The sequence below is a fragment of the Streptomyces sp. NBC_01210 genome (assembly GCF_036010325.1).
GTDB lineage: Bacteria > Actinomycetota > Actinomycetes > Streptomycetales > Streptomycetaceae > Streptomyces.
The window spans coordinates 1,173,559-1,195,518 of the sequence record NZ_CP108549.1 but is presented as its reverse complement, the minus strand read 5'-3'; the positions used below and the strand labels follow the sequence as shown (position 1 = coordinate 1,195,518).

Annotated in this window: 12 protein-coding genes and 3 pseudogenes; 6 read left to right on the top strand and 9 right to left on the bottom strand. The window is 68.5% G+C overall.

The genetic code is table 11. The annotated features are described in order from the left end of the window. Nucleotides 1-526: 526 nt before the first annotated feature. Nucleotides 527-1,087, top strand: a complete 561-nt coding sequence (locus tag OG735_RS05225) for a hypothetical protein (RefSeq protein WP_327321955.1) — start codon at nucleotides 527-529, stop codon at nucleotides 1,085-1,087. A gap of 866 nt (nucleotides 1,088-1,953) precedes the next feature. Here OG735_RS05225 and OG735_RS05220 read toward each other — a convergent pair. The 4 genes and pseudogenes from OG735_RS05220 to OG735_RS05210 form a co-directional block, all read right to left on the bottom strand. Further along, the gene (locus OG735_RS05220; protein WP_327321954.1) at nucleotides 1,954-3,102 is read right to left on the bottom strand and encodes an RICIN domain-containing protein; all 1,149 of its coding nucleotides are present in this window, start codon (nucleotides 3,100-3,102) and stop codon (nucleotides 1,954-1,956) included. Between the two features lie 57 nt (nucleotides 3,103-3,159). Next, nucleotides 3,160-3,585 carry a response regulator transcription factor gene (locus OG735_RS41845; RefSeq protein WP_442812382.1) on the bottom strand — a complete coding sequence of 142 codons (426 nt, stop codon included), beginning with the start codon at nucleotides 3,583-3,585 and terminating at the stop codon, nucleotides 3,160-3,162. Nucleotides 3,586-4,019: 434 nt separating this feature from the next. Then, complete coding sequence (locus OG735_RS05215) at nucleotides 4,020-6,842, bottom strand: ATP-binding protein (RefSeq protein WP_327321953.1); 2,823 nt, start codon at nucleotides 6,840-6,842, stop codon at nucleotides 4,020-4,022. A 187-nt stretch (nucleotides 6,843-7,029) separates the two neighbouring features. Further along, nucleotides 7,030-7,443, bottom strand: a pseudogene (locus OG735_RS05210) (transposase); the annotation flags it as partial. Nucleotides 7,444-7,913: 470 nt separating this feature from the next. Here OG735_RS05210 and OG735_RS05200 point away from each other — a divergent pair. After that, complete coding sequence (locus tag OG735_RS05200; RefSeq protein ID WP_327321952.1) at nucleotides 7,914-9,149, top strand: PucR family transcriptional regulator; 1,236 nt, start codon at nucleotides 7,914-7,916, stop codon at nucleotides 9,147-9,149. 262 nt (nucleotides 9,150-9,411) lie between these two features. Here OG735_RS05200 and OG735_RS41840 read toward each other — a convergent pair. From OG735_RS41840 to OG735_RS05180, 4 genes and pseudogenes are all read right to left on the bottom strand, one after another. Beyond that, nucleotides 9,412-9,549: pseudogene (locus tag OG735_RS41840) on the bottom strand (lactate 2-monooxygenase); the annotation flags it as partial. A 181-nt stretch (nucleotides 9,550-9,730) separates the two neighbouring features. After that, the gene (locus OG735_RS05190) at nucleotides 9,731-10,555 is read right to left on the bottom strand and encodes an SDR family NAD(P)-dependent oxidoreductase (protein WP_327321950.1); all 825 of its coding nucleotides are present in this window, start codon (nucleotides 10,553-10,555) and stop codon (nucleotides 9,731-9,733) included. A gap of 641 nt (nucleotides 10,556-11,196) precedes the next feature. Further along, nucleotides 11,197-13,566: an arylsulfatase gene (locus OG735_RS05185; RefSeq protein ID WP_327321949.1), complete on the bottom strand. Its 2,370-nt coding sequence runs from the start codon at nucleotides 13,564-13,566 to the stop codon at nucleotides 11,197-11,199. A gap of 134 nt (nucleotides 13,567-13,700) precedes the next feature. After that, a complete protein-coding gene (locus tag OG735_RS05180; RefSeq protein ID WP_327321948.1) occupies nucleotides 13,701-14,372 on the bottom strand; it encodes a TetR/AcrR family transcriptional regulator in 672 nt (223 codons plus the stop codon). A 51-nt stretch (nucleotides 14,373-14,423) separates the two neighbouring features. Here OG735_RS05180 and OG735_RS05175 point away from each other — a divergent pair, with 51 nt between their 5' ends. The 4 genes and pseudogenes from OG735_RS05175 to OG735_RS05160 form a co-directional block, all read left to right on the top strand. After that, nucleotides 14,424-15,920 carry a flavin-containing monooxygenase gene (locus OG735_RS05175; protein WP_327321947.1) on the top strand — a complete coding sequence of 499 codons (1,497 nt, stop codon included), beginning with the start codon at nucleotides 14,424-14,426 and terminating at the stop codon, nucleotides 15,918-15,920. A 17-nt stretch (nucleotides 15,921-15,937) separates the two neighbouring features. After that, on the top strand, nucleotides 15,938-17,233 hold the full coding sequence (locus OG735_RS05170; RefSeq protein ID WP_327321946.1) for an acyl-CoA dehydrogenase family protein: 1,296 nt from the start codon (nucleotides 15,938-15,940) through the stop codon (nucleotides 17,231-17,233). 206 nt (nucleotides 17,234-17,439) lie between these two features. Beyond that, nucleotides 17,440-18,327: a LysR family transcriptional regulator gene (locus OG735_RS05165; RefSeq protein ID WP_327321945.1), complete on the top strand. Its 888-nt coding sequence runs from the start codon at nucleotides 17,440-17,442 to the stop codon at nucleotides 18,325-18,327. A 16-nt stretch (nucleotides 18,328-18,343) separates the two neighbouring features. Next, nucleotides 18,344-18,506, top strand: a pseudogene (locus tag OG735_RS05160) (IS256 family transposase); the annotation flags it as partial. Here the strand turns inward: OG735_RS05160 and OG735_RS05155 are convergent. Continuing rightward, nucleotides 18,494-20,908, bottom strand: coding sequence for a SpoIIE family protein phosphatase (locus tag OG735_RS05155; protein WP_327321943.1), 2,415 nt, complete (start codon nucleotides 20,906-20,908; stop codon nucleotides 18,494-18,496). The pseudogene OG735_RS05160 and the gene OG735_RS05155 sit on opposite strands and share 13 nt — an antisense overlap. Nucleotides 20,909-21,960: the final 1,052 nt, after the last annotated feature.

Below are 21,960 nucleotides of genomic sequence, written 5' to 3'. Positions count from 1 at the left end.
CGGCTCGCCTGGTGGACGATGTGGCCCACGGCGGCACCGCTGAGTGCCCTCATGATGCGTCGGCGTTGTTCGGGCGAGTACCGGCCGGCTAACGCGCGGCGCAGGCGGTGCGGCATCACCCTGCGCTGGATCCGGACAATGGGCGATCCCTCTGCATTGCCGGCGCGTTTACTTACGGGCGATGCAACATCGGGACCTGACTTCGCCGACACCTGCGTGATGTCGGCCTTGCTGCACTCGTATCGGCCGATGACCACTCGCTGTCTCATTTCCTACCCCTCTCCTGCTTTTCGAGAGAGAGAAGGAATGCGCGAGAAATGGTTCCCTTTTCACGCCCGTGAGGTAAATCACACGCGGTTGCGGGAGTGCGTGCCGGGCCGGTAAAGGTCCTCGTGAATGCGATATGCGAGCGAAGATCAGAAAGGGCTATTCCGAAACGTCATGAGTAAGACCTTGTTATTCCACGCGGCAGGTACATTCACCTGCTCATCTGTCGGTACTCGGCGGCCGCACCCTGAACGTGGCAGTGCCCTCCCCGATCCGACCAGGGGATCTCGGCAGCGCCAAGCTGATGCTGGGGCAACGGGGCCGCATGCGCACCGTCGCCCTGCATCCGGAACCACAGTCGGACGGCACATTGCTGCTCACCGCGACCACGCCGTTGCGTCACCACAGGCATGACGGCCCGGCAGAGGCGGGTCCCCGCCTCCTGGACGGGGTGTGGAGGCTCGCCGTCGAGGCCACCGACACCGCAGGCCGCGTCACCCGCTTCGCACTGGCAGCCCCTTCGGTGCGCGCCATGGGTGGCCCTACGCTGCTCTCTTCGCCCAGCGTCGCCTCGGGCACCACGTTCCGGATCGTGCGAAGCGTCGACCAGCACGCGATGCTCAAGGTCACCCCTCCCCGGCAGCAGGCAGAGCTGAGTGGATTCGAGCTGCGCTGGGACCGGATCACTGCGCATGGACGGCTGATTGCCGCCACGTCCACCTGGTCGACCGCACCGGCCCCTACGGCCGGCCAACACGGCCCCGGCGCGGGCGGCGCCGTCTTGACGGCGATGGTCGTGCGCTTCGTCCGCCGCAGGTGATGGCCGGTGATGCGGTTGACCGCATCAGCCGTGTGACGCGCTTGCGGTTGGTCTTCCGCGCGCGGCCCTTCAACTCGGCATGGCAGCGAGCCCCATGGGCACCGCGATGATCGACGTGGGTCTCGTGGATCTCGGCCACCCTGCGCTCTTCCTCGGTCCGGCGATCGGCACGGACCTGGGCGGTGGCAAGATGCCGGTAGTAGCCGGAGCGGGAGACGCCTACCACCCGGCAGATCCGCTTGACGCCGAAACCGACGCGGTTCTCGAGATGAAGTCCCAGCGGCAGGGGCTCACTTCACTTCCCGAGCGAAGCAGGCGGCTGCCCGGCGCAGGATCTCGCGCTCCAACTGCCACTCCGCCTCGGCCTGGCGCAGTCGCATGTTCTCCTCACGCAGCCGGGTCACCTCCTGCGCCGCGCTGACGTCGGCGTCGTGGCCTTCCGTACCGCCTCGGGCCCGTCCTTGCGACCCACATCCGCAAGGATTCAGCGGTGATACCGAGACCCGCGGTCGCCGCGACGCCGGCGCGGCCGACGGGGCATCCAGAGCCCGCGGCAGGTGCTCTGCTGGTGCGGGCCGGGCCGCTCAAGAATGTCCCAGCCCGGCGCGGTCCTGGAGCTCATCCGTACCGCCGCCCGATCGGTGAGATGCCGAAAGGTCACGTGCGGCCCGGAGATGGTGGCGGACTTTTCGTACGGCACAACCGGACCGACGGCCAAATGGCCGAACAGAAAGGCCTTGTCGGCGGCCCGGCTATGAAAAGTAGGCGCATGCACGGTCGACGGGAGTTCGTGGGGGATGACACCACTCCGCCTCATGGCGGTGGGCCTGCCGGCTCGCCGGCAGGCCCACCGTACTACGGACGCGTCAGGCCGATGCGGGGTCGGTGTCCCTGCAGAGCTGCTGCTCACTGTCCGACGTGCACAGGACGACATCGCTTCGTCGGTTGTCGGTATTTTCCGCCACGGGGACCGTGGCGGTTCCGAGGCCGGTCCAACTCGTTCCGAGGTCGTTTTGCACTGTCCATGTCCCCCGCACCGTCTTGGTGAGTTGGGCACGTAGGACCCAGCCGTGCTCACCAGGATTGATGCGGAGGACTCGGGTGCCTGTCTCGGTGGCGGACGTCGAGTCCGCCCTTGCGCTGCTGTAGGTTTGTGTTATGGAAGTCTTGAGGGTGACGTCGGTTAGGCGCCCTGGGACAGGCGAAAACTTGAAATCGACCCCGATCATGGTGCTGAAGCCGTTGGTGATCGTGACGGTGGTCCCCGTTGTTTGGCTCCAGCTCACCGAGTGGTCGGCGATGAGTGTCGAGTAGTTCGTCGTCGATCCGCCGTCTTGCGTCACGTTCTGGTACGCGGCGAGGACCGCCCTGTCGCTCCTGTCTGCGTCCACGACATAGGTCGCTGACCTGATGATGTCGGATCGGTCCTCGTACTGCTTGAGTGCGTACGAGAGAGCCATATTGTCCAGTGCGGCTCCGGCGTTATCCGAGTTGCCCTGGATCTCCCATGCCTGGTTGGTGTTCCGGTTCCCGCAGCCGTAGAGGCCGACCGTGACACCTGAAAGGTTGCTGTAGCCATTGAGGCGGTCCATGCACTTGTTGTTGCGGTAGTTTCGGATGATGTATGTGTTGGGCCTCAGGTCCGACGGCTGGATGTACCAGTTCTGCTTGGGGTTGTTCGGGTCACAGGTGGGGTTCTTGTTCAGATGATCGTTGTCGGAGTTGAAGTCGATGCATCCCCCAGTCCTGTCGTTCCTAATCTGGAAACGGCCGTTGCTGTCCGGAACCGGAACGAAGCTCCACTCATCCGCCACCACGTCGGAGTAAAGCTTCGCGACAACGCTCACTCCCGCTTCCGATGAATCCCGATCAAGGTCCAGGTAGCGGCGTTCGTCGGCCAGCTTCAGCGTCAATCCCTCGAGGTCCGAACTGTCGGCGTTGGCGATTCCCGTCGTGAGCGGTGACACCGCGACGCTGAGTGCCGAGAGCGCCAGCGTCAGCAGACCAGCGGTCATACGCGACGCCGATCTGCGGGAAGGTGGTTTATCCATCACGGTGTATCTCCCTTTCGTTCAGTGTGCACGCCGGCCGGACATCAAACCCTCGATGCGTGCCTCCACGGCGGGTGGAATCCCGGTACTCGACCTGGACTGCGTCTGTCTCCCGCCAAGGTGAAAGTACTTTGGCGCAAAACGTCGTACATCCGTCAACTGACGTAGGCTTTCCTGCCACGGTCCGTGGGAATGCCGCTCATTGCCCACCAAGGGAGGCGGCGGTTTTGACTCCTGCCTGCGGATCGCCTCGGCGGTGATTTCAACAGGTGAGGTCATCCCCGGTTTCCTGAGGATGTTGGACACGTGCGTACTGACCGTGCGGGGAGAAATACCCATGCGGGCCGCGGCCTTGGGGTTGGATTGTCCTTTGGTGACGTGGTCGGCGATGAGGCGCTCCGTGGTGGTGAACCAGGCGTCCGCTCCGGGTCGGCAGTTCCGCCGCATCCGTGCAGGCGTGCGCCCCGTTCGTCGGTCGCGGCGCCTCGTGATAGCAGCGGGCGGCGCCGAGAAGCATGTCAGGTCCTGCAGCCACAGCCCTTGGCATCGGCGGGCGTCCCCGAGGTGGTGAGGGGCGCCGCTGGTCTCGCTCCTGGCCTGGGGCGGCTTCGGCGTATCGCCGCGCGTTGGCGGTGTCGTTCCCGGCCAGGGCGAGGCGGACGAGATCGGGTGTCAGGAAGCCGAGGACCAGACGGCCCGCAGGTGACCGATGCGCCACGGTCGAAGCCGAGCGCGAGCCGCGTGTACGCGCGAACGGGTTCGCCGCGCGCTGAGGTTGACCACCGGGAGTGGACATGGGTTTCATACGGGAGTCACAACGTATGTGATGCGGTCAGTTGCTGCTCGAACTCGGCTGGTGTGAGGTAGCCGAGCGCGGTCGTTTACTCCGAGCGCCCCGAGGGCCGGTCACGGTTCTGCCTGCGGATCACCTCGGCGGCGAGTTCAACGCGTGAGGTCATCCCCAGTTTCCTGAGGATGTTGGACACGTGCGTACTGACCGTGCGGGGAGAAATGCCCATGCATGCCGCGGCCTTGGGGTTGGATTGTCCCTTGGCGACGTGGTCGGCGATGAGTCGCTCCGTGGTGGTGAGTGCGTTCCACCCGTGACGGACGGCGTTTGGGGGCGTGCGCCCGCCACGCCCCGTGCGGGCTGCGCGCAGCCGTGTGGTGGCGCGAGCGGCGTCCCAGTCGGCACCCAGGCGTGCGTGCAGAGCCAGCGCACGATCCAGCGCGGCACGGGCTTCGGCCAGGCGTCCGCTCCGGGCCAGCAGTTCCGCCGCATCCGTGCAGGCGCGCGCCTCGTTCAACGGTCGCGGCGCCTCCTGATAGCAGCGGGCAGCGTCGAGAAGCAGATCCGGATCCTGCAGCAGCAGCCCTTGGCATCGGCGTGCGTCACCGACGTGGTGGGGGGCGCCGCTGATCTCGCTCCTGGCCCGGGCGGCATCGGCGAATCGCCGCGCGTTGGCGGTGTCGTTCCCGGCCAGGGCGAGGCGGACGAGATCGGGTGTCAGGAAGCCGAGGATCAGTCGGCCGGGCAGATGACCGATGCCGCGGTCGAACGCGAGGGCGAGCCGCCTGTACGCGCGCTCGGGTTCATTGCGCGCCTCGTCGATGAGAGCGCTCGCGCACAGCGGCAGGTACTCATAGAACCACGCGAACGTCCCGCTGTCCGAAGCCCCGTCCGAGGCGGTCAAGTGGGCTTCGGCGACAGCGGTTTGATCCCGGTGGACCGCGATGAGTGCTGCCACCGCATGCAATGCCCGGCTCATTCCGAAAGCCTTGCCCGAACCGAGCCCCGCCTCGACGTCGGCCAGCGCATCGTCCCAGTCGCCTGCGTGGAACGCCAGGAGCGCGCAGGAAAGGTGGTACCACGGGAGGAAGACTCCGCCTGTGTGCTCGACGGCATCGCGGACTGCGGCCAGGGTGCGTAAGGCGTCCTGGCAATGGTCAAGATCCGCATAACAGTTGGCCATGGCGAGTTTCCCCCCGAGCCACTGCGCGGGATGCATGGTCTCCGGCATGAGGCTGGAGGCCTGCCGTGCCAGTTCCAGGGCTTCGTCGTCTGGTGCCTCGACGAACCGCTTGGCGGCCAGGACGTGCAGCGCATGGGCGAGGGCGGGGTTGTCGCCGAGTTCGCCGGCACTGCGCCGCGCTGCCGCCGCGGTCGCCCCGGTCTGCGCGAGGTCGCCCGAGGCGAGCAGGCAGATGCTGCCAAACGCCTGGAACCGTACGGAGTCCACCGTGGGCACGTGAGGACTCGCGCACGCTGTTCGTGCCTCGTCGAGCGCACGGTCGGGCCGACCCCGGGCGAATGACGCCTGCACGGTGATCCAGCGCAGCGTTGACTCCAGTCTGGGATCGCGCAGACTCGAGAGGGCGACCCGGTCGCCCTCTTCCGCCTCCCCCACGTCGCGAGTCAGCTGGGCGACGGCATGGTGCAGATGCAGCAGTTCGCGACGCGGGTCGCCGGGGTCGCCGAGCGCGAGGGCTCTCCGGAGCAGGCCCAAGGCGAGTGCCGGTGCCCGCGTCGTCAGTCGCGCCGCAGACTGAACGAGCCAGGCGGTCAGGAACTCCCCGCCCTCCGGCGCACCTTGCAGCAGGTGCTCCGCCACTCGTTCAGGGGCGGTTGCGGCGTGTGCCAGGGCCTGCGCTGCCCTCAGGTGCAGCATCTCCCTGGCCGAGCCTGTCACGGCGTCATACAGCGAGCGCCGTATGAGGTCGTGGCGGAAGACCAGCCTGTCGCCGTCGTCCCGGAGCACTCCGGCCGCTACGACCTCGGCGACGATACGCAGCAATTCATGGGTCGGCTTCTCCAGGACCGCCGCGAGTCGGGTGACGGTGCAGTCGGAGCCGAGCACGGCAGCGACACGCAGGACATGCAGTACGTCGTCGCGCAGATACGCCAGCCGGTGGGTTATCAGCCCAGGCAATGACGGAAGCTCGCAGTCGACTGAGACGTCCGCGGTCCCGGCGCGGACCTCGATCGCCTCCTCCCGATGGAGGGCGGCGACCAGCTCTTCGAGATACAACGGGTTTCCGGCCGCCCCCTCGGCCACACGCCGCAGCCGTGGACCGGGCTCGCCCCCGCACTGGTCCGCCAGCAACGCCGAAACGGCCGATGGAGTCAGCGACTCCAGCTCCAGCAGCGTGATCACGCCGACCGCCAGTGTCCGGGAGAGCAGGTTCACCTCCCGGGCCCTGGGCACCGGACGCCATGCCGCGGCAATCAGCAAGGGCAACTGCTGGGCTGACAGCATGAGTCTGTGCAGCGCCTGCACACTCGCCGGGTCCGCCCACTGCAGGTCATCGAGTACCAGTGCCAGCGGCCCCTGGGCGCACATGTCCTCGACCAGACCGAGCATGGCGCCGACGGCGGGGAGGGCCGCCGTCGCCGTCGCACCCGGGAGGCCGTACCGAGCCTCATCACGTAGGAACTCGGCGGCCCGAGCCCGTGCGGGATCGGCCGAGTCGCTGTCCATTCCCAAGCAAGCAGACATCAAGGTGAACGGACGCTGGTGCTCCAACTCCTGCGCTGCTGCGTAGAGCACCCGCATCCCTAAACGCTCCGCTGTTGCCGCCGCCGACCTCAGAAGGGCCGTCTTGCCGATGCCTGCCTCACCGGAAACCAATGCCGTCCGGCCGGCCCCCGCCGCCGCAGAGGCTGCCAGCTCGGCCAACACCTGCGTCTCGGCCTCGCGACCCAACAGGCAACCCCCGCTATACACCACGCCGTCATCTCTCCAACCACGCAGGCTCAGCTCCAACGCCCACCGACTGTTGCAATCCGAACAGGTGAGCTGGTGGAAGTGTCCCCTCGTGGCGAGGCCTTGCAACAGCGGAAAAATACCTGCATCAGTACCTATCGGGAGGTCCCTGAGGGGGCGTGCCAGGTCATGTCCGCCGAAGTGGTGTATCGACGGCCACTCGGTCATCTTCTTTGAGGTATGGGCTGAGTTCGGTGGGCAGGACGGGTCTCGCCGGTCCATGACTCGTTCGCATGGAGTCGGGTCTTGCCGAGGAGTTCGCGGCCCATGCAGCTGCGGGCCTCGGTCCATTTGGCGTTCTGCTCGGCGAGGACGGCGCCGACCAGGCGGATCAGCGCAGTGTGGTCGGGAAAGATGCCGACCACGTCGGTGCGACGCCTGATTTCCTTGTTCAGCCTCTCCTGCGGGTTGTTGGACCGGATCTGGCTCCAGGTCTCGCGGGGGAAGGCGGTGAAGGCCAGCAGTTCGTGCTGGGCGGCATCGAGGTTTCGGCGGCCTTGGGGAACTTGGCCTCGACGGCGTCCAGGACGTGTCGCATCCTCCTTGCACGGCTGGCCGATGGCGATTGGGACCGGGCAGACGCCGCTTTCCATACCTTGCTCGACCGGCTGGAGCCTGGCCGGCGAGCTGCGGAGTGACACAGGATCGACCGCACCGCCGGCCGAGGAGCTCGGGGTCGAGGAGCGCGGGCCCGGATCCCGCCACGCCTTCGGTACGGCGGGGCGGAGCCGACGGGCCTGGTCGACGGCCAGGTGAGACCGCAGCCGCTGGATGACCGGCACGCAGTCGCAGGTGAGCAGCCGAAGAGCGGCGCAAGCTGCCGCTTGGTCAGGCTCGTGCAGTGGTCGACGGCCACCAGCAGTACCCGGTCCGCCTGCGGCAGGACCGCCCCTGGTGGGAACCCGACGCGACGAGCGGGTCACGATCGTGTGGAACTGATCACCGCTGCCACCAGGGATGCGTCGCATGCCCTGCCTTGTGGAGGGTGGTGTGCGACGGCACACTTCGCATGTGAGGACGCTGAAGCCGACAGCACGAACCTTCGAGCTTGCCGCCGTGATCGCGGACCGACTGGCCCTCGATTTCGACGAGACCATTGCCGATATGGACGCCACCGCGATCGAGGCGGTCCCGGCGTTCGGGGCCGACGCCGCGATCGTGGCCGAACTAACCGCCAACAACCGCGGCCACCTTCAGCGCTTTCTCACGTTCGCGCGGCACGCGGAGGCACCCCTGTCGACCCCGATCCCGCCCGAAGTACTCGACGGTGCCCGCACTGTCGCGCGTCGGGGTATCGACCTCGACGCGATCTATGAGGGCTATCGGCGCGGCCAGCAGGTGGTGCTCGAACGCTGGATGGCCTGCGCGTACGAGGTCGTGGGCCCCGGGCCCGAACTGATGGGTGTCACCGAGCTCTCGCTCTCGCTCACCTTCCGCTATGTCGACCAGACGCTGCGTGTCGTTCTCGCCGAGGCCCAGCGCGAGCGCGAGGAGGTGATCGGCGGCGCGCTCGCCCGGCGCACCGAGACCGTCCGGTTGATCCTCGACGGCGCGCCCGTCGACCCTGCGGTCGCCGGTCAGCGGATGGCTTACGCGCTCGAGCGGAGCCACACCGCAGTCGTCGTCTGGGCTGAGCCGCCCGGTGCGCCTCACGGAGCGTTGGAGTCGGCGGCATTCGTGCTCGCCCGCGCCGCAGGCGCACGCAAGCGTCTTACGCTGCCCGCAGGGACGACCACGCTGTGGGCCTGGATCGGTACCAACGGGGAACCGCCCCTCGAGGATCTGCGCTCGGCGATGGCGCGGACGCATGACAGTCTGCGTGCCGCGATCGGCCCCACTCGTCAGGGCATAGCCGGCTTTCGCGCCAGCCACGAGGCCGCTCTGACCGTGCACCGTCTGCTCCTCGGCAACCCCGACAGCGAACGGCTCGCTTCCTACCGGGAACTCGAGGTCACCGTGCTCGCCGCGCAGGATCCACGCCATGCCGCCGAGTTCGTCGCGACCACACTCGGACCACTTGCCGAGGAGGAACCCACGGCGGCACGACTGCGCGAGACGCTCCGCGTCTATCTCGAGGAGGCCGAGAACGCGCCGCGCACCGCCGCCCGCCTGTACACCCACCGCAACACGGTTCTCAAACGCATCGTGCGGGCGAGCGAGCTGCTCGGTTATGAGCCGGGCGAGCGACGCCTCGCAGTCGAGCTGGCGCTCGAGCTCAGGCGGCGTCTCGGACCGCCCGCCGGCTGAGCACGCCAGGGTCGGCCATGGCGGCAAGGACTCGCTCCCCGGCCCTGGTCGGCGGCACGACGACGGTGGCTGCTCGCGCGACGGGCGTGCTGCTCAGCGCGCTCCGGGGACCAAGGCTCCGCAGTCTTCGTACCGACACCTCCGGGGCAGTCAATGTGCCGTCGACCAGGGGAGGTTGGCATCGGCTCCGTGAGAACTGCAGACGTAGGACTCGCCCCGGGCGCACCGGTCGGCGCCCGGGGCGAGTCCTGGCCCGCGCGGTTCAGAGCCGCTTGAGCAGCGCGTCAGGACCCAGGTCGGCAATCGTCGGGTAGCCGTCGATCGCCATCAGCAGATCCGCCTCGGCCAGCAGCGATCGCCGGACGTGCACGATGCCGTCATCGCCGCCGAGTGCGAGCCCTGGGTGTACTCGTTGCCGGCCCCGCCCGCGACGTAGGACACGATGTCCGGCGGCAGCGCCGCGTGCGCGCGGGCCTCGAGCTCCGTATAGGTGAACGGCAGGTTCTCGCGCACACCCGACAGACCGCGCATATAGACCTCGAGCTGGAAATCACCGAAACCCGGCGTCGCGTTCGTCATGATCAGTCGAACATGTGGGTCACGCGGCCGCTGATCCAGCGGGCAAGGGGCGGCGCGAGGCGGTTGAGCGCGTACATGGCGTGGGCGTCGGGCCCGACCGGCGCGATCGCGCGGTTGCGCCCCACCGCACGCAGGACCTTCTCCGCGGCGCGCTCGGGCGGATAGCCACGACGCATGTACATGCTCCGGACCCGGTCGGCCTGCCCGCCGGCGTCGGCCCCGCGGACGATGCTGGTACGAATGATCGGAGTGTTCATGACGCCAGGGCAGATGGCGGTCACGCCGATCTTGTGCGGGCGCAGCTCGATGCGCAGGTTCAGGGTGAGGCCGAACACCGCGAACTTCGTGACGGAGTATGCGGACATGACCGCGGAGGGGAAGTATCCGGCGCCCGACGACACGTTGACGACGTGCCCTCCGGTGCCGCGCTCGATCATGCGGGGGATGAAGCGCTCGCAGCCGTGCACGACTCCCTTGAGGTTGACCGCGATCTGCCGGTCCCAGTCCTCGGGCTTGGTGTCAAAGAACTTGGCGAGGACGCCGATGCCGGCATTGTTGATGAGCACGTCGACCGCGTCGAACCGGGCGTGCACGGCGTCGGCGAAGGCGTCCATCGCCGCGGGGTCGGTGACATCGACGGTGTGCGCCAGCACCTCGCTGCCGAGAGCGCGGACAGCCTCCGCGGTCTCCTTCAGCCCGGCTTCATCGCGGTCGCAGATGACGAGTGTGGCGCCACGCCGGGCGCTGAGCAGCGCCGTTTCGCGACCCATGCCACTGCCGGCGCCGGTGATGAGGACAACACGGTTCTTGAGGTTCTTGAATTTCATTGCTGGCTCCGGCCTCTAGTGGTGAACGCGGATGGGTGGGACATACCGGGGTACGGCGTTCCGGCGGGGGAACGGCTGGTCGGCAGTGGCTGGTCTGGTGCTTCGGCGTGGTGACCGTGCGGCAGGGGTTGACGCTCCCGCCGAGCGGTTCGTCAGAGGGCGGCGCAGGAAGTCGAGCTGGTCGGCCAGCGCCTGCTCCTGCCCGGGGCCGACATAGACCTCGCCGGGAGATGCCAGGCGGAGCACTGGTCGTTGCCGCTGGTGAAAGTGATCTCGTCCATGGTGTGGGTTCCTGGTCGGTCTGCGGTTTGGGCGGAGGCATTCGGGGGCCGCTGGTCGTGGCGCGCTGTGGCTATGCTGCCGTTCCGTCGTGGCTGCCGAGGGCCCAACGTAGGGCGGTGGCGCGCCGCATGGAATCGCCGAACACACACCCTTGGGCTTCCGAGGTGTGCCGTGGCACACCCAGAGGTTGCAGGAGCCCGACCGTCTCGTCTGCGCGACGGGGACGGGCCCGGCGCTGGGGGTCAGTGCGGACCTGAATCGGTCGAGTGCCCGGCCCGGTGTCACGTAGGGGCCCGGCAATCCGGAGGCGGGCTGCTCGCGGGACGGGCAGCCCGCCGTCCTACGTCAATGACGTCCCGTCACTGCCGGGTCATGGCGATCCGCCAGCGCTCGTCGATCGGGATCAGGTGGTCCTGGTCGGCCGCGGCGGCGTCCACGTCGATCTGCACCCCCCGGATCTCGCCGGTGAAGTCGTTGCCGCGCGCCGGGTATTCCGGCGTGACGGGCGAGCCCGACTCGCGGCCCACGTCGGTCGTCTCGTCGCCCGAGAACACGATGGCCTGGGTCACCGGCACCTGCCCGCGGCCCACCTCGGCACCATCGACCCAGAGCGTGACGGTGCCGCCTTTGCCCAGGCCCGGGCCGTCGTAGTCGAACTCCATCCGCACCTGGTGCTCGCCGGCCGGGAGCTTGTGGTCCGAGCCGACGTAGAAGTACTGCAGGCCCACCAGGTTGTAGCAGTAGCGCAGTCGGCCGTTGCGGACGTAGAAGCTCCAACCGCCCGCTGTGCCGCCCTGGGACAGGATGACGCCCTCGGCGCCGCCCTTCGGGATCACGACCTGTGCGGTGACGGCGTGGCTCTTGTTCTTGATGTTGATGACGCAGCTCTCGTTGAGGTGGCCCATGCCCGGGAAGAGCACCTGGGTGTTCCCGCGGATGAGCTCCGGCCGGCCGGCCAGGTCGGAGTTGAACCGCTCGGCACCGCGGTCGTCCAGCGGCAGCACGCCGTGCTTGGTCGCCTCGATCAGCCACAGCCGCTGCAGCTTGTGGAGCATCTCGGGCTGCTCGGCTGCCAGGTTGCGGGACTGGGTCCAGTCGTCGGGGCCGTACAGCTCCCACACGTCGTCGTCGAAGGCCACCAGCTTCTCTCCCTGCAGCTCCCAGGGTGTGCGGTGCTTGGTGACCGCGGTCCAGCCGCGGTGGTAGACGCCGCGGTTGCCGGCGATCTCGAAGTACTGCGTCTGGTGCCGCTCGGGCGCACTCACGTCGTCGAAGGAGTAGCCCATGCTCACGCCTTCGATGGGGGCCTGGGTGACACCGTGCACCGTGGTGGGCTCGGGCAGGCCGGCCGCCTCCAGGACGGTCGGTGCGATGTCGATGACGTGGGAGAACTGCTCGCGGATCTCGCCCCGGGCGGTGATGCCGACGGGCCAGTGCACGATGGTGCCGTTGCGGGTGCCGCCCCAGTGCGAGGCCGCCTGCTTGGTCCACTGGTACGGCGTGCACATCGCGTGTGCCCAGCCCACCGCGTAGTGGTTGTAGGCGCTGGGCGTACCGAACTCGTCCACCTTGGAGCGCAGGAAGTCCGTGGTCTCCAGCGCGCTCAGGCCGTTGAAGTTGATCGCCTCGTTGAAGCTGCCGTGATGGGTGCCCTCGGCCGAGGCGCCGTTGTCGCCGATGATGTAGTAGATCAGCGTGTTGTCGATCAGTTCCAGGTCGTCCAGGGTCTGCACCAGCCGGCCGATCTGGGCGTCGGTGTGGGCCAGGAATCCGGCGTAGACCTCCATCTGACGGGTCAGCACCGGCTTGAGGTCGTCGGGCATCTCGTCCCAGTGCGGGATCTCCGCGTTGAACGCGGTCAGTTCGGCGTCGGCCGGGATCACGCCGAGCTGCTTCTGCCGTTCGAAGATCTCCTCGCGTAACGCGTCCCAGCCCGCGTCGAAACGGCCGGCATAGCGGTCGGACCACTCCTTGGGGGCATGGTGCGGGGCGTGGGTCGCGCCGGGCGCGAAGTACAGGAAGAACGGGCGGTCGGGCTGCAGCGCGTGCTGGCGGCGGACCCAGTCCACGCTGCGGTCGGCGAGGTCCTCGGTGAGGTGGTAGCCCTCTTCCGGGGTGCGCTCGGGCTCCATCGGGGTGGTGCCCTCGTACAGCGCGGGGTAGTACTGGCTGGTCTCCCCGCCGACGAAGCCGTAGAAGTAGTCGAAGCCGCTGCCGGTCGGCCAGCGGTCGAACGGGCCGGCCGGGCTGGTCTCCCACACCGGCACCTCGTGGCACTTGCCGAACTGCCCGGTGGCGTAGCCGTTGAGCCGCAGCGTCTCGGCCAGCGTCGCCTTGGAGTTGGGCCGGATCGTGTTGTATCCCGGCGCTGAGGTGGCTATTTCGGTGATCCCGCCCATGCCGACCGAGTGGTGGTTGCGGCCGGTCAGCAGCGCCTGCCGGGTCGGCGAGCACAACGCGGTGGTGTGGAACCGGTTGTAGCGCAGCCCGCCGTCGGCCAGTCGCTGCGCCGCCGGGGTGTCGATCGGGCCGCCGAAAACGCTGGACGCGCCGAAGCCCACGTCGTCGAGCAGGATCACCACTACGTTCGGCGCGTCCGCCGGCGGCCGTAGCGGCGTGATCGGCGCGAACGACGTCTCCGGCTCCCGGGCGTCGTACGTGGTCAGCCCGGGCCGGGGGCGGTCGGGCATGGGCAGGGTGGTGCGGGGGAGTTCGTCTTGTAAGGACATAGAGCCCTCCTGTCTGGGATCGGTGACGGCACCGGCGTCGTCGGGCACTCGGGTGGGGTGACCGGCGGCGCTTGGCGTCAGGTGGTGCCGATGGCGCGATGCCTGCTGTCCGCGTCTGCGTCGGGCGGTGGGCCCTACTGCGGTAGCGCGGCTTCCAGGTAGGCGGTGAGTGCGATGCGGCCGTGGCGGATCACGTCGGTGTCGGGTTCGCGGCCCTCCCGGAACGCCAGGTCCAGGATTCGGTCGCCGAGTTCGACCAGCATCACGAAGACCAGCAGGTCGGTCTGTGGGGCGAGCAGGCCTGCCGCGACGGCCACGTCGTGCAGGCGCTGGGCGGTGCGGCGGTGGTAGCGCCGCACCTCGGCCCGCACCGTCGGCGAGACGCGCCCGTCCAGCCACAGCCGGGCGGCGTTGGGGTTGGCCTGGAAGTAGGCGACGACGGAGTCGAGTTCGCGCCCCACGAACTCCGTCGGTGACGAGGGCGACCAGCCCGCCTCGGTCTCGGCGAGGAAGGCGCCGAGCCGTTCGAGGTGCTGTTCCATCAGCGCGTCGAGGACCTGATCACGGTCGGCGAAGAAGCGGTAGAGCGAGGGCGCGGTGATGCCGGCGCGCTCGGCGATGGCACGGGTGGTGACGGCGTCGACGCCACCTTCCTCAAGGAGGGCGGCCGCGGCGTCGAGGATCCGCTCGACGGTCTCGCGACTGCGGGCCTGGACCGGCTGCCGGCGGCGCGGGCGGCCGGGTTCGGCCGGGTCCGGCCCGGAGCTGGACGGTTCGGGTTCTGGGCTCTTGACGACTGCTGCCATGGGTGGGAGGTTAACGCGACTCACGTTAGCTTTTCTAGAGGGGCTACCCGCATGACCGCTGAGTTCGAGCCGCAGCATCTGCGCGTTGTCGTCGTCGGGGCCGGATTCGGCGGGCTGGCCGCGGCCCACGCGCTCAAAACCCAAGGGGAGAATTTCGCCCTGCTGGAGCGGGAGCAGGAGGTCGGCGGCGTCTGGCGGGACAACACCTACCCGGGCTGCGCCTGCGACATCCCGTCGAATCTGTACTCCCTGTCCTTCGCGCCCAACCCGCACTGGACCCGGGCCTTCTCCCAGCAGTCCGAGATCCGCGACTACCTGCGCCGGGTCGCCCGCGACCACGGGCTGATACCGCACATCCGCTTCGGCTGCCGCCTGCTGGAGGCGGCCTGGGACGACGCCGCGCAGCGCTGGCGGATCGAGACCAGCACCGGACCGCTCACCGCCGACATGCTCATCGACGCCAGCGGCCCCATCGCCGAACCGTCGACCCCGCAACTGAAGGGCCTGGACGGATTCACCGGTGAGGTGTTCCACTCCGCCCGCTGGAACCACGACCTCGATCTGACCGGCCGCACAGTGGTCGTCGTCGGCACCGGCGCCTCGGCGATCCAGTTCGTACCCGCGATCCAGCCACAGGTCGGGCGGATGACGGTGGTTCAGCGGACCGCACCGTGGGTCACCCCCCGGATGGACCGAGCGACGACCCGGACCGAACGACGGCTCTACACCGCCGCGCCATGGCTGCAGCGACTGGTACGCCACCGCCAGTACTGGATGCGTGAGCTGGTGACATGGAAGATCATGGTCTCGCCCCAGGTACGGCGGATCGCGACCAGGATGGCCCTGCACCACCTGCGCCGCCAGGTCGCCGACCCCGCGCTGCGCAAGCGCCTGACCCCGGACTGGGAGCTGGGCTGCAAGCGCATCCTGATCTCCAACAACTGGTATCCGGCCCTGTCGGCACCCAATGTCGAGGTGGTCAGCGCCGGCGTCCACGAGGTACGGGCGGACTCGGTGGTCACCACCGACGGCCGCGAGCACCCCGCCGACGTGATCATCTTCGGCACCGGCTTCCACGTCAGCGACCCGCCGATCGCGGAACACCTGCGCGGACGCGACGGCCGGACCCTGGCCGAATGCTGGAACGGCAACCCGCACACCTACCTCGGCATCACCGTGACCAACTTCCCCAACCTGTTCCGCCTCGGCGGCGCGGGCAGCGCCACCGGCCACAACTCCCATGTGTTCCAGGAGGAGTGCCAGGTGGCGTATGCAATGGACGCGCTGCGCCTGATGCGCGCACGCGGCATCACCAGCATCGAGGTCCGCGCCACGGACCAAAACACCTACATCGAACAGCAAACAGCACGGCTGGCAGGCACGGTCTGGTCGGTCGGCGGCTGCACGAGCTTCTACCAGGGCGCAGACGGCCTGGCCTCGGCCAACTGGCCAGACGCGACCTGGAAATACCGCCGCACGACACGCCGCTTCGACCCCACCCCCTACGAACTGCGCACCGCAGCCTCTGCCGCGCCCGCAGCGCACTGAACCAAGGAGAAATCACCATGTCAGCCGCAACCACCCCCGCCAGGCACCCCACCGCCGAGCCGCTCCCGCCCGCCGGGCTGACCCTCATGACTTCACCTCCACAACGCCGGGCGGATCGCCTCTATCACGAACTCCTCGCCACCCAGGAGACCCAGGACGTGCGAGCAGCGGTGCGTGCGTTCGCCGAGAAGCGCGTCGCCCCGCACGCCGCGGCCATCGCCGGCGGAGACGAACGCACAGATGGCTTCCCGCGGCACGTGTTCGACGCGCTCGCCGAAGAAGGCATCCTCGGCATTCCTCTGCCCGCCGATGTCGGCGGCCACGGACTGACTCACCCGGCGACCGCCGCGGCCGCTGTCATCGAGGAACTGGCCTACTACTCCAGCAGCGTCGCGGCCATCTTCGACGTGCAGAGCGTCCTGGTGGGCAACGCGCTCAACCAGGGCACCGACGCGCAGCGCAAGCGCTGGCTGCCCAAGGTGGTCGACGGAACGCTGGTCGGCGCGTTCGCCACGACCGAGCCGGACGCCTCCAGCGACCTGTCTCCGCAGGCCGTACAGACCGTGGCGACCCGCTCGGAACCGGGGTGGGTGCTGAACGGCCACAAGTGCTGGATCTCCAACGCCCCGGTCGCCGGGTTCGTCCTGGTTCTGGCCCGCACTGGCGAGCGGCTGAGCATGTTCATCGTCGACACCGGCCTGCCCGGCGTCGAGGTCGGCGTGCCCGACCGCAAGATGGGCAACCGCGGACAGGTCACCGCCGACGTGCACTTCACCGATGTCGAGCTCTCCGACGACGCACTGCTCGGCGGTGTTGAAGGGCGTGGCCTGCGGCATGCGCTGGCCACGCTGACGTACGGCAGGATCGCCATCGCAGCCGCCGGTGTCGGCATGGCCCAGGCGGCCTTCGACCACACAGTGGCCCATCTGTCGACGCGCCGCACATTCGGCCGGCCAGTCGCCTCCAACCAGCACTGGCAGTTCCTGCTCGCCGACCGTGCCACGGAGATCGAGAACGCCCGCTCGCTCTACACCAAGGCCGCACTGCGACTGGACGCGGGGAATCCCTCTCCCGAGCCGGAGGCCGCGATGGCCAAGCACTACGCCACCCGACTGTCGGTCGACATGGCACGCGATGCCGTCCAAGCCTTCGGTGGTCTCGGCTTCGCCCGCGAACGTGGCGCAGACGGCCGGCCGGGGCCCGTCGAGGCGATCTACCGAGACAGCAAGATCGGTGAGATCTACGAAGGGACCAACGAAATCCAGAAGTGGTCCATCGCCCGCCAGATCTTCGGCCGCGACATCACCGGCTGAACAGCCCGCAGTATCGCCATGGCAACGTCACTGGTGAACGAAGTGGTTGCGGCGGGATCGGGACAGGTGGTTCCGCTGTATTCGCCGGCCCTGCGGCCGTCCACCTGGACCTCCGCATGGGGAATCCGAGCGGGGTGCCCGTCCGGTATCCCGATCTCCCTTGACTGTCCATCGCCCAGACCACAGGGCCGTTGCGGAGTGCCTGGATGACTCTGAACCTCGACCAGCTGGTGATCTTTACCCAGGTCATCGACTGCGGCGGCTTCTCGGCGGCCGCCCAGAAGCTCTTTATGAGTCAGTCGACGGTGTCCAAGCAGATCAGGAAGCTGGAGGCCTCGCTCCGGACGACGCTTGTGGACCGGTCCGGCCCCACCGCACGTGCGACGCCGGCCGGTGAGGTGCTGCTCACACAGGCCCGGGAGATCCTGGCCATGGCGGAACGGGCGGTAGGCGCCGTGCATGAAGCATCGAGCCTGCGGCAATCCCGTCTTGTGGTCGGGGGGACCTGCTCGGTGGGCACATACGTGCTGCCGTCGTTGATCCTGCAGTTCCGGCAACGCTTCCCCGCCCTGGATTGCGAGCTAGTGGTCACTAATGCCGGCGACCTGGCAGAAAGACTCACGACAGGGGAGGTCGGTATCGGGGTGTCCAGCGGAGTGCCGCCTGTCGGCGAGTACGTCATGGAGGATCTCGTGCCGGACCCCTTGGTCGTGGTGGGGCGCGCCGATCATCCGCTGTCCGGGCGGCCCCTCACAGCCGACGAATTGTCATCGGAGACGTTTCTGCTCCGGGAACCGGGGTCCAGTACCCGTACGCATACGCAGGAGATGCTGCGCCGATGGGGCCTGGGCTCGGCGCCGCAGATCGACATCTGGGGTACGGAAACGATCAAGCAGGCGGTCCGTGTCGGCCTCGGCATATCCCTGATGTCGCGGTACGCCGTGGCCCAGGACCTGCAGGATGGACCTTTCTGCGTACTGGATGTGCGGCCGAGCCCCCTGTCCAGGCGTGTGGTCGTCGTCTATTGCCGCGACCGGTCACTCTCCGCAGCCGAACTTCTCATGCTCCTGCTGGTGCGGGCGTCACGCTGGTGAGCGCCTCGCCACGATGGCCGTCAAGAAGGTCACCGACGACGAGGCCGAGCTGCTGGCGCTTCTACGACTTCCCCGCCGACTGGATCTACCTGCGGACCACGAATCCCATCGAGTCGACCACTGGCCCATCGACGTCAGCCGCAGTTCCGGGGCGTCGTGCGGGTGATCAAGCAGCCTCGACTTCATCGTGATCGGCCAGGGGGAGGGCCTGCTCGGCCCAGATCGTCTTGCCCCGTGCGGCGTATCGGGTGCCCCAGCGGCGAGTGAGCTGGGCAATGAGGAAGAGACCCCGGCCGCCCTCGTCGGTGTCGTACGCATGGCGCAGATGTGGGGCGGTGCTGCTGCCGTCGGTGACCTCGCAGATGAGGGTGAGGTCGCGGACGAGGCGCAGATGGATGGGGCCGCCGGCGTAGCGGATGGCGTTGGTGACCAGCTCGCTGACGATCAGTTCGGTGGTGGGCTCCAACTCTTCCAGGCTCCAGTTGGCGAGTTGCCGACGGGCCAGCGTGCGGGCGGTGGTGACGACTGCGGGGTCGTTCGGCAGGGTCCAGGCCGCCACCTGGTCCTCGCCGAGGTCCTTGGTGCGTGCCAGCAGCAACGTGATGCTGTCCTGCCCGCTGTCCCGGTGTGCGCGGACCACGGCGTCACAGGTGTCTTCCATGGGCCGGTGGGGGTTGGCCAGGATCTGCCGCAGGCCGGCCGGTACCGTCTGCGGGTCCCCGCCCGGGACGAGACTGCTGGTGGACAGGACGATGGCGCTTCCCACCGGTAGTTCCACTTCGACGGTCTCGTAGGGCGGACGGCCGCTGCCCAGCGGTGGGCCGAACGGGACGTCGGGCAATTCCACCGCGCCTTCGGGCTTGATGATCACAGGGGACAAGCCGCCGGCCCGGGCGAAGGTGCAGCGTCGGGAGATGGGGTCGTAGACCGCGTACACACAGGTGGCCCGTGCCAGAGGCGTCCCTGCCGAGGTGCCGTCGGGAGGTTGGGCATCGGCCTGGCCGGTCACCAGGTCGTTGAGCTGGGCGAGCAGTTCGTCGGGGGCCAGATCCTGTGCGGCCAGGGTGTTGATGGCGCTGCGCAGTTGGCCCATTTCCGCCGCTGCCTGCATGCTCTGCCCGACCAGGCGCCCCACCACGAGAGCCACCCGCGCGCCGGAGAGCGGGATGACATCGAACCAGTCCCCGACGTTACTGGAGGGCTCGTGGCGCCAGGCCACCTCCACCGCGTTCTGGGCCGGGACGCGCCGCGGCAGCAGGCTGCGTTGCAGGATGAGCGCGGCGTTGCGCTCGCGCGTGTACTGCCGCGCATTGTCGATGCACACGGCCGCCCGGGCGGCGAGTTCGGTGGCGAGGGCGAGGTCGTCCTCATCGAACGGATCGGTGGTCCTCGTCCGGTAGAAGCTGGCGATGCCGAGCATCACACCGCGGGCGGTGAGTGGTACGACCATCATGGAGTGCATGCCGGCCCTGCGCACGATTTCGGCTCGGTGAGGCTCAAGGGTGGACCACTGGCGGTCGGCCTTCAGGTCAGGCAGCAGGCGGGGCTGCAGGTCTGTCAGGCACGCGGTGAAGAACGGCGGGTAGGTCGGGACCAGCTCGTCCGGAGCGTATGCCGGCTGAACGTCCAGCCCTTCGGCAGCGCGGCAAGCGGCGCGCCGCACGAGCGCCTCGGCGCTCACCGGCCCGGGCGGGGACGCCTCACCGTGGAACACGTCGTCCAGGACGTCGACAGCCACGACGTCGGCAAGGGCCGGCACGGAGACCACGGCCAGCTCGTCCGCCGTCGTCGTCACTTCCAGCGTCGTACCGATCCGGGTGGCCGCCTCCACCAGCAGGGCCAGGCGCGTCTGTGCCCGGTGCCGCTCGGACACGTCCTGCGAAGTGATGCACACCCCGAGAACGCTTCCGTTCTCATCCTTCAGCGGCAGGAGCGTCACCAAGTACATGTGATCGTGATCAGGGTCGGTCGGGGGGCGGCCGCCGTATTCGAAGTCGATCACCGGCTCACCGGTCTCCAGCACCGATCGGATTATTTGCTCCGCAGCGTCGTCAATCACGCCCGGAGCCACCTCACGAGCGAGGCGCCCGATGGCCTCCACGCCCACCACTCCCCGTGCTCCCGGCGCGGACAAGTTCATCCGGACGACCCGCAGCTCAGGGTCGAGGACCTGCACTCCCAGCGGGGAATCGGTCAGCAGCGCCCTCAGCAGTGCCGTATCGAGCTCCTGCTCATCGGTGCCGTCTGCGGCTTTCAGGACCACTGCCCAGCGCACGGTGCCGTCTGCCACCAGGAGGCGCACCTGCGCGCGGACATCGAGGAGGTGCCCGTCACGATGCCGGGCGGCCAACCGTTCACCAGGGGGCGGCGTCTCCTCCGTGAGGCCTGCGGAGGCCGACCGCTCCCCGGCGGACAGCAGTGCCGTCACAGGGCGGCCCAGGACCTCATCCGCCGGATAGCCGAGCAGCTCCTGCGCCTGCGCACTCCACTCGGCAACGGCACCCTGCTCGTCCACCACCAACCGGGCATCACGTGCGGCGGACCGTTCTCGGGGCTCAGAGGTGCCCTGTCGCGCGTCCATGGTCGCCTCCTCCAGGCCGCTTCCCCTCGCCGTCCGAGGCGTGAGGTCCCCACATGCCCCATTGCACCGCAGACGGCGATCAGGCGCCGCTCAGGACAGCCGATCATGCCCACTGGCCGGTGCCGGAGGACCGCGGGTCCCCCCGCACCTCGGCGAGTACGCCCCGCATCCGTAGACGGACCACCTCGGGCCGCGGTGCGGGAGGGGGGTCGTCGGCGGCCGGGGCACTCGTTCTACTTCATGGGGGGCATGCAGGTCCGAGTGGCCCGGGTGCTCTCCACACCAAACTGCATGCGTGCGCCACCTACCGGGTGGACAGCCAGCCCTGGACAGACCGCGTCCGTCCAGCCGGCATCGCGGTCTCGTCGCCTCCGGACATAGCACACACCCACTCGCCGGCCGGGCACACCACGGGACGGACGACCGAGGTCGGGCAGGTGGCATTCCGGATTGCCGAGGATGGCCTCGGCGGTCACGGACTGCGGGTGCCACTACAGCGTGTTGCGGGCGTTGGCCGACAACGGCCCCATGTCACAGCTGGCACTCGGCAGGTTCCTGCGCATCGACCCGGCCAATGGTCACCGGTCTGGGCGACTTGGAACGGGCTGGACAAGCCGCACGGGAGAGGGATCCCCGCCCGCGACCGGCGCCGCTACGTGGTGAGGACCACGGACGCCGGCCGCTAGATCCTGCCGGCGGCAAACAGGGGAGGGCCGCCCGGAGGGGCAGTCCCGGGCGGCCCGACACCGTCTTCACGCCCCCTGGGAGGAAGGGAATTCGCAGGGGTTTTCCAACGGGTGGAGGCGAGGCTATCGCCGAGCGTGTCCTGAGTGCGGAAATCCCGCCGGATATGCCAATCCGTCATGGCATGCACAGCCCCACGATCTGCACTGCACGCAGTTCGTCGGCCAGCCGCGAATCCTCATTCAGGGGCAGACCAGGTAAGACGACCGCTCTGCATCTGCGGAACACCTCACAGAATCGCGAAACGCGGTTTCGGCGACAGTCAGCTCGCGGATGCCCGCCAGGACCTCCGAAAAGGGCGCTGGCAA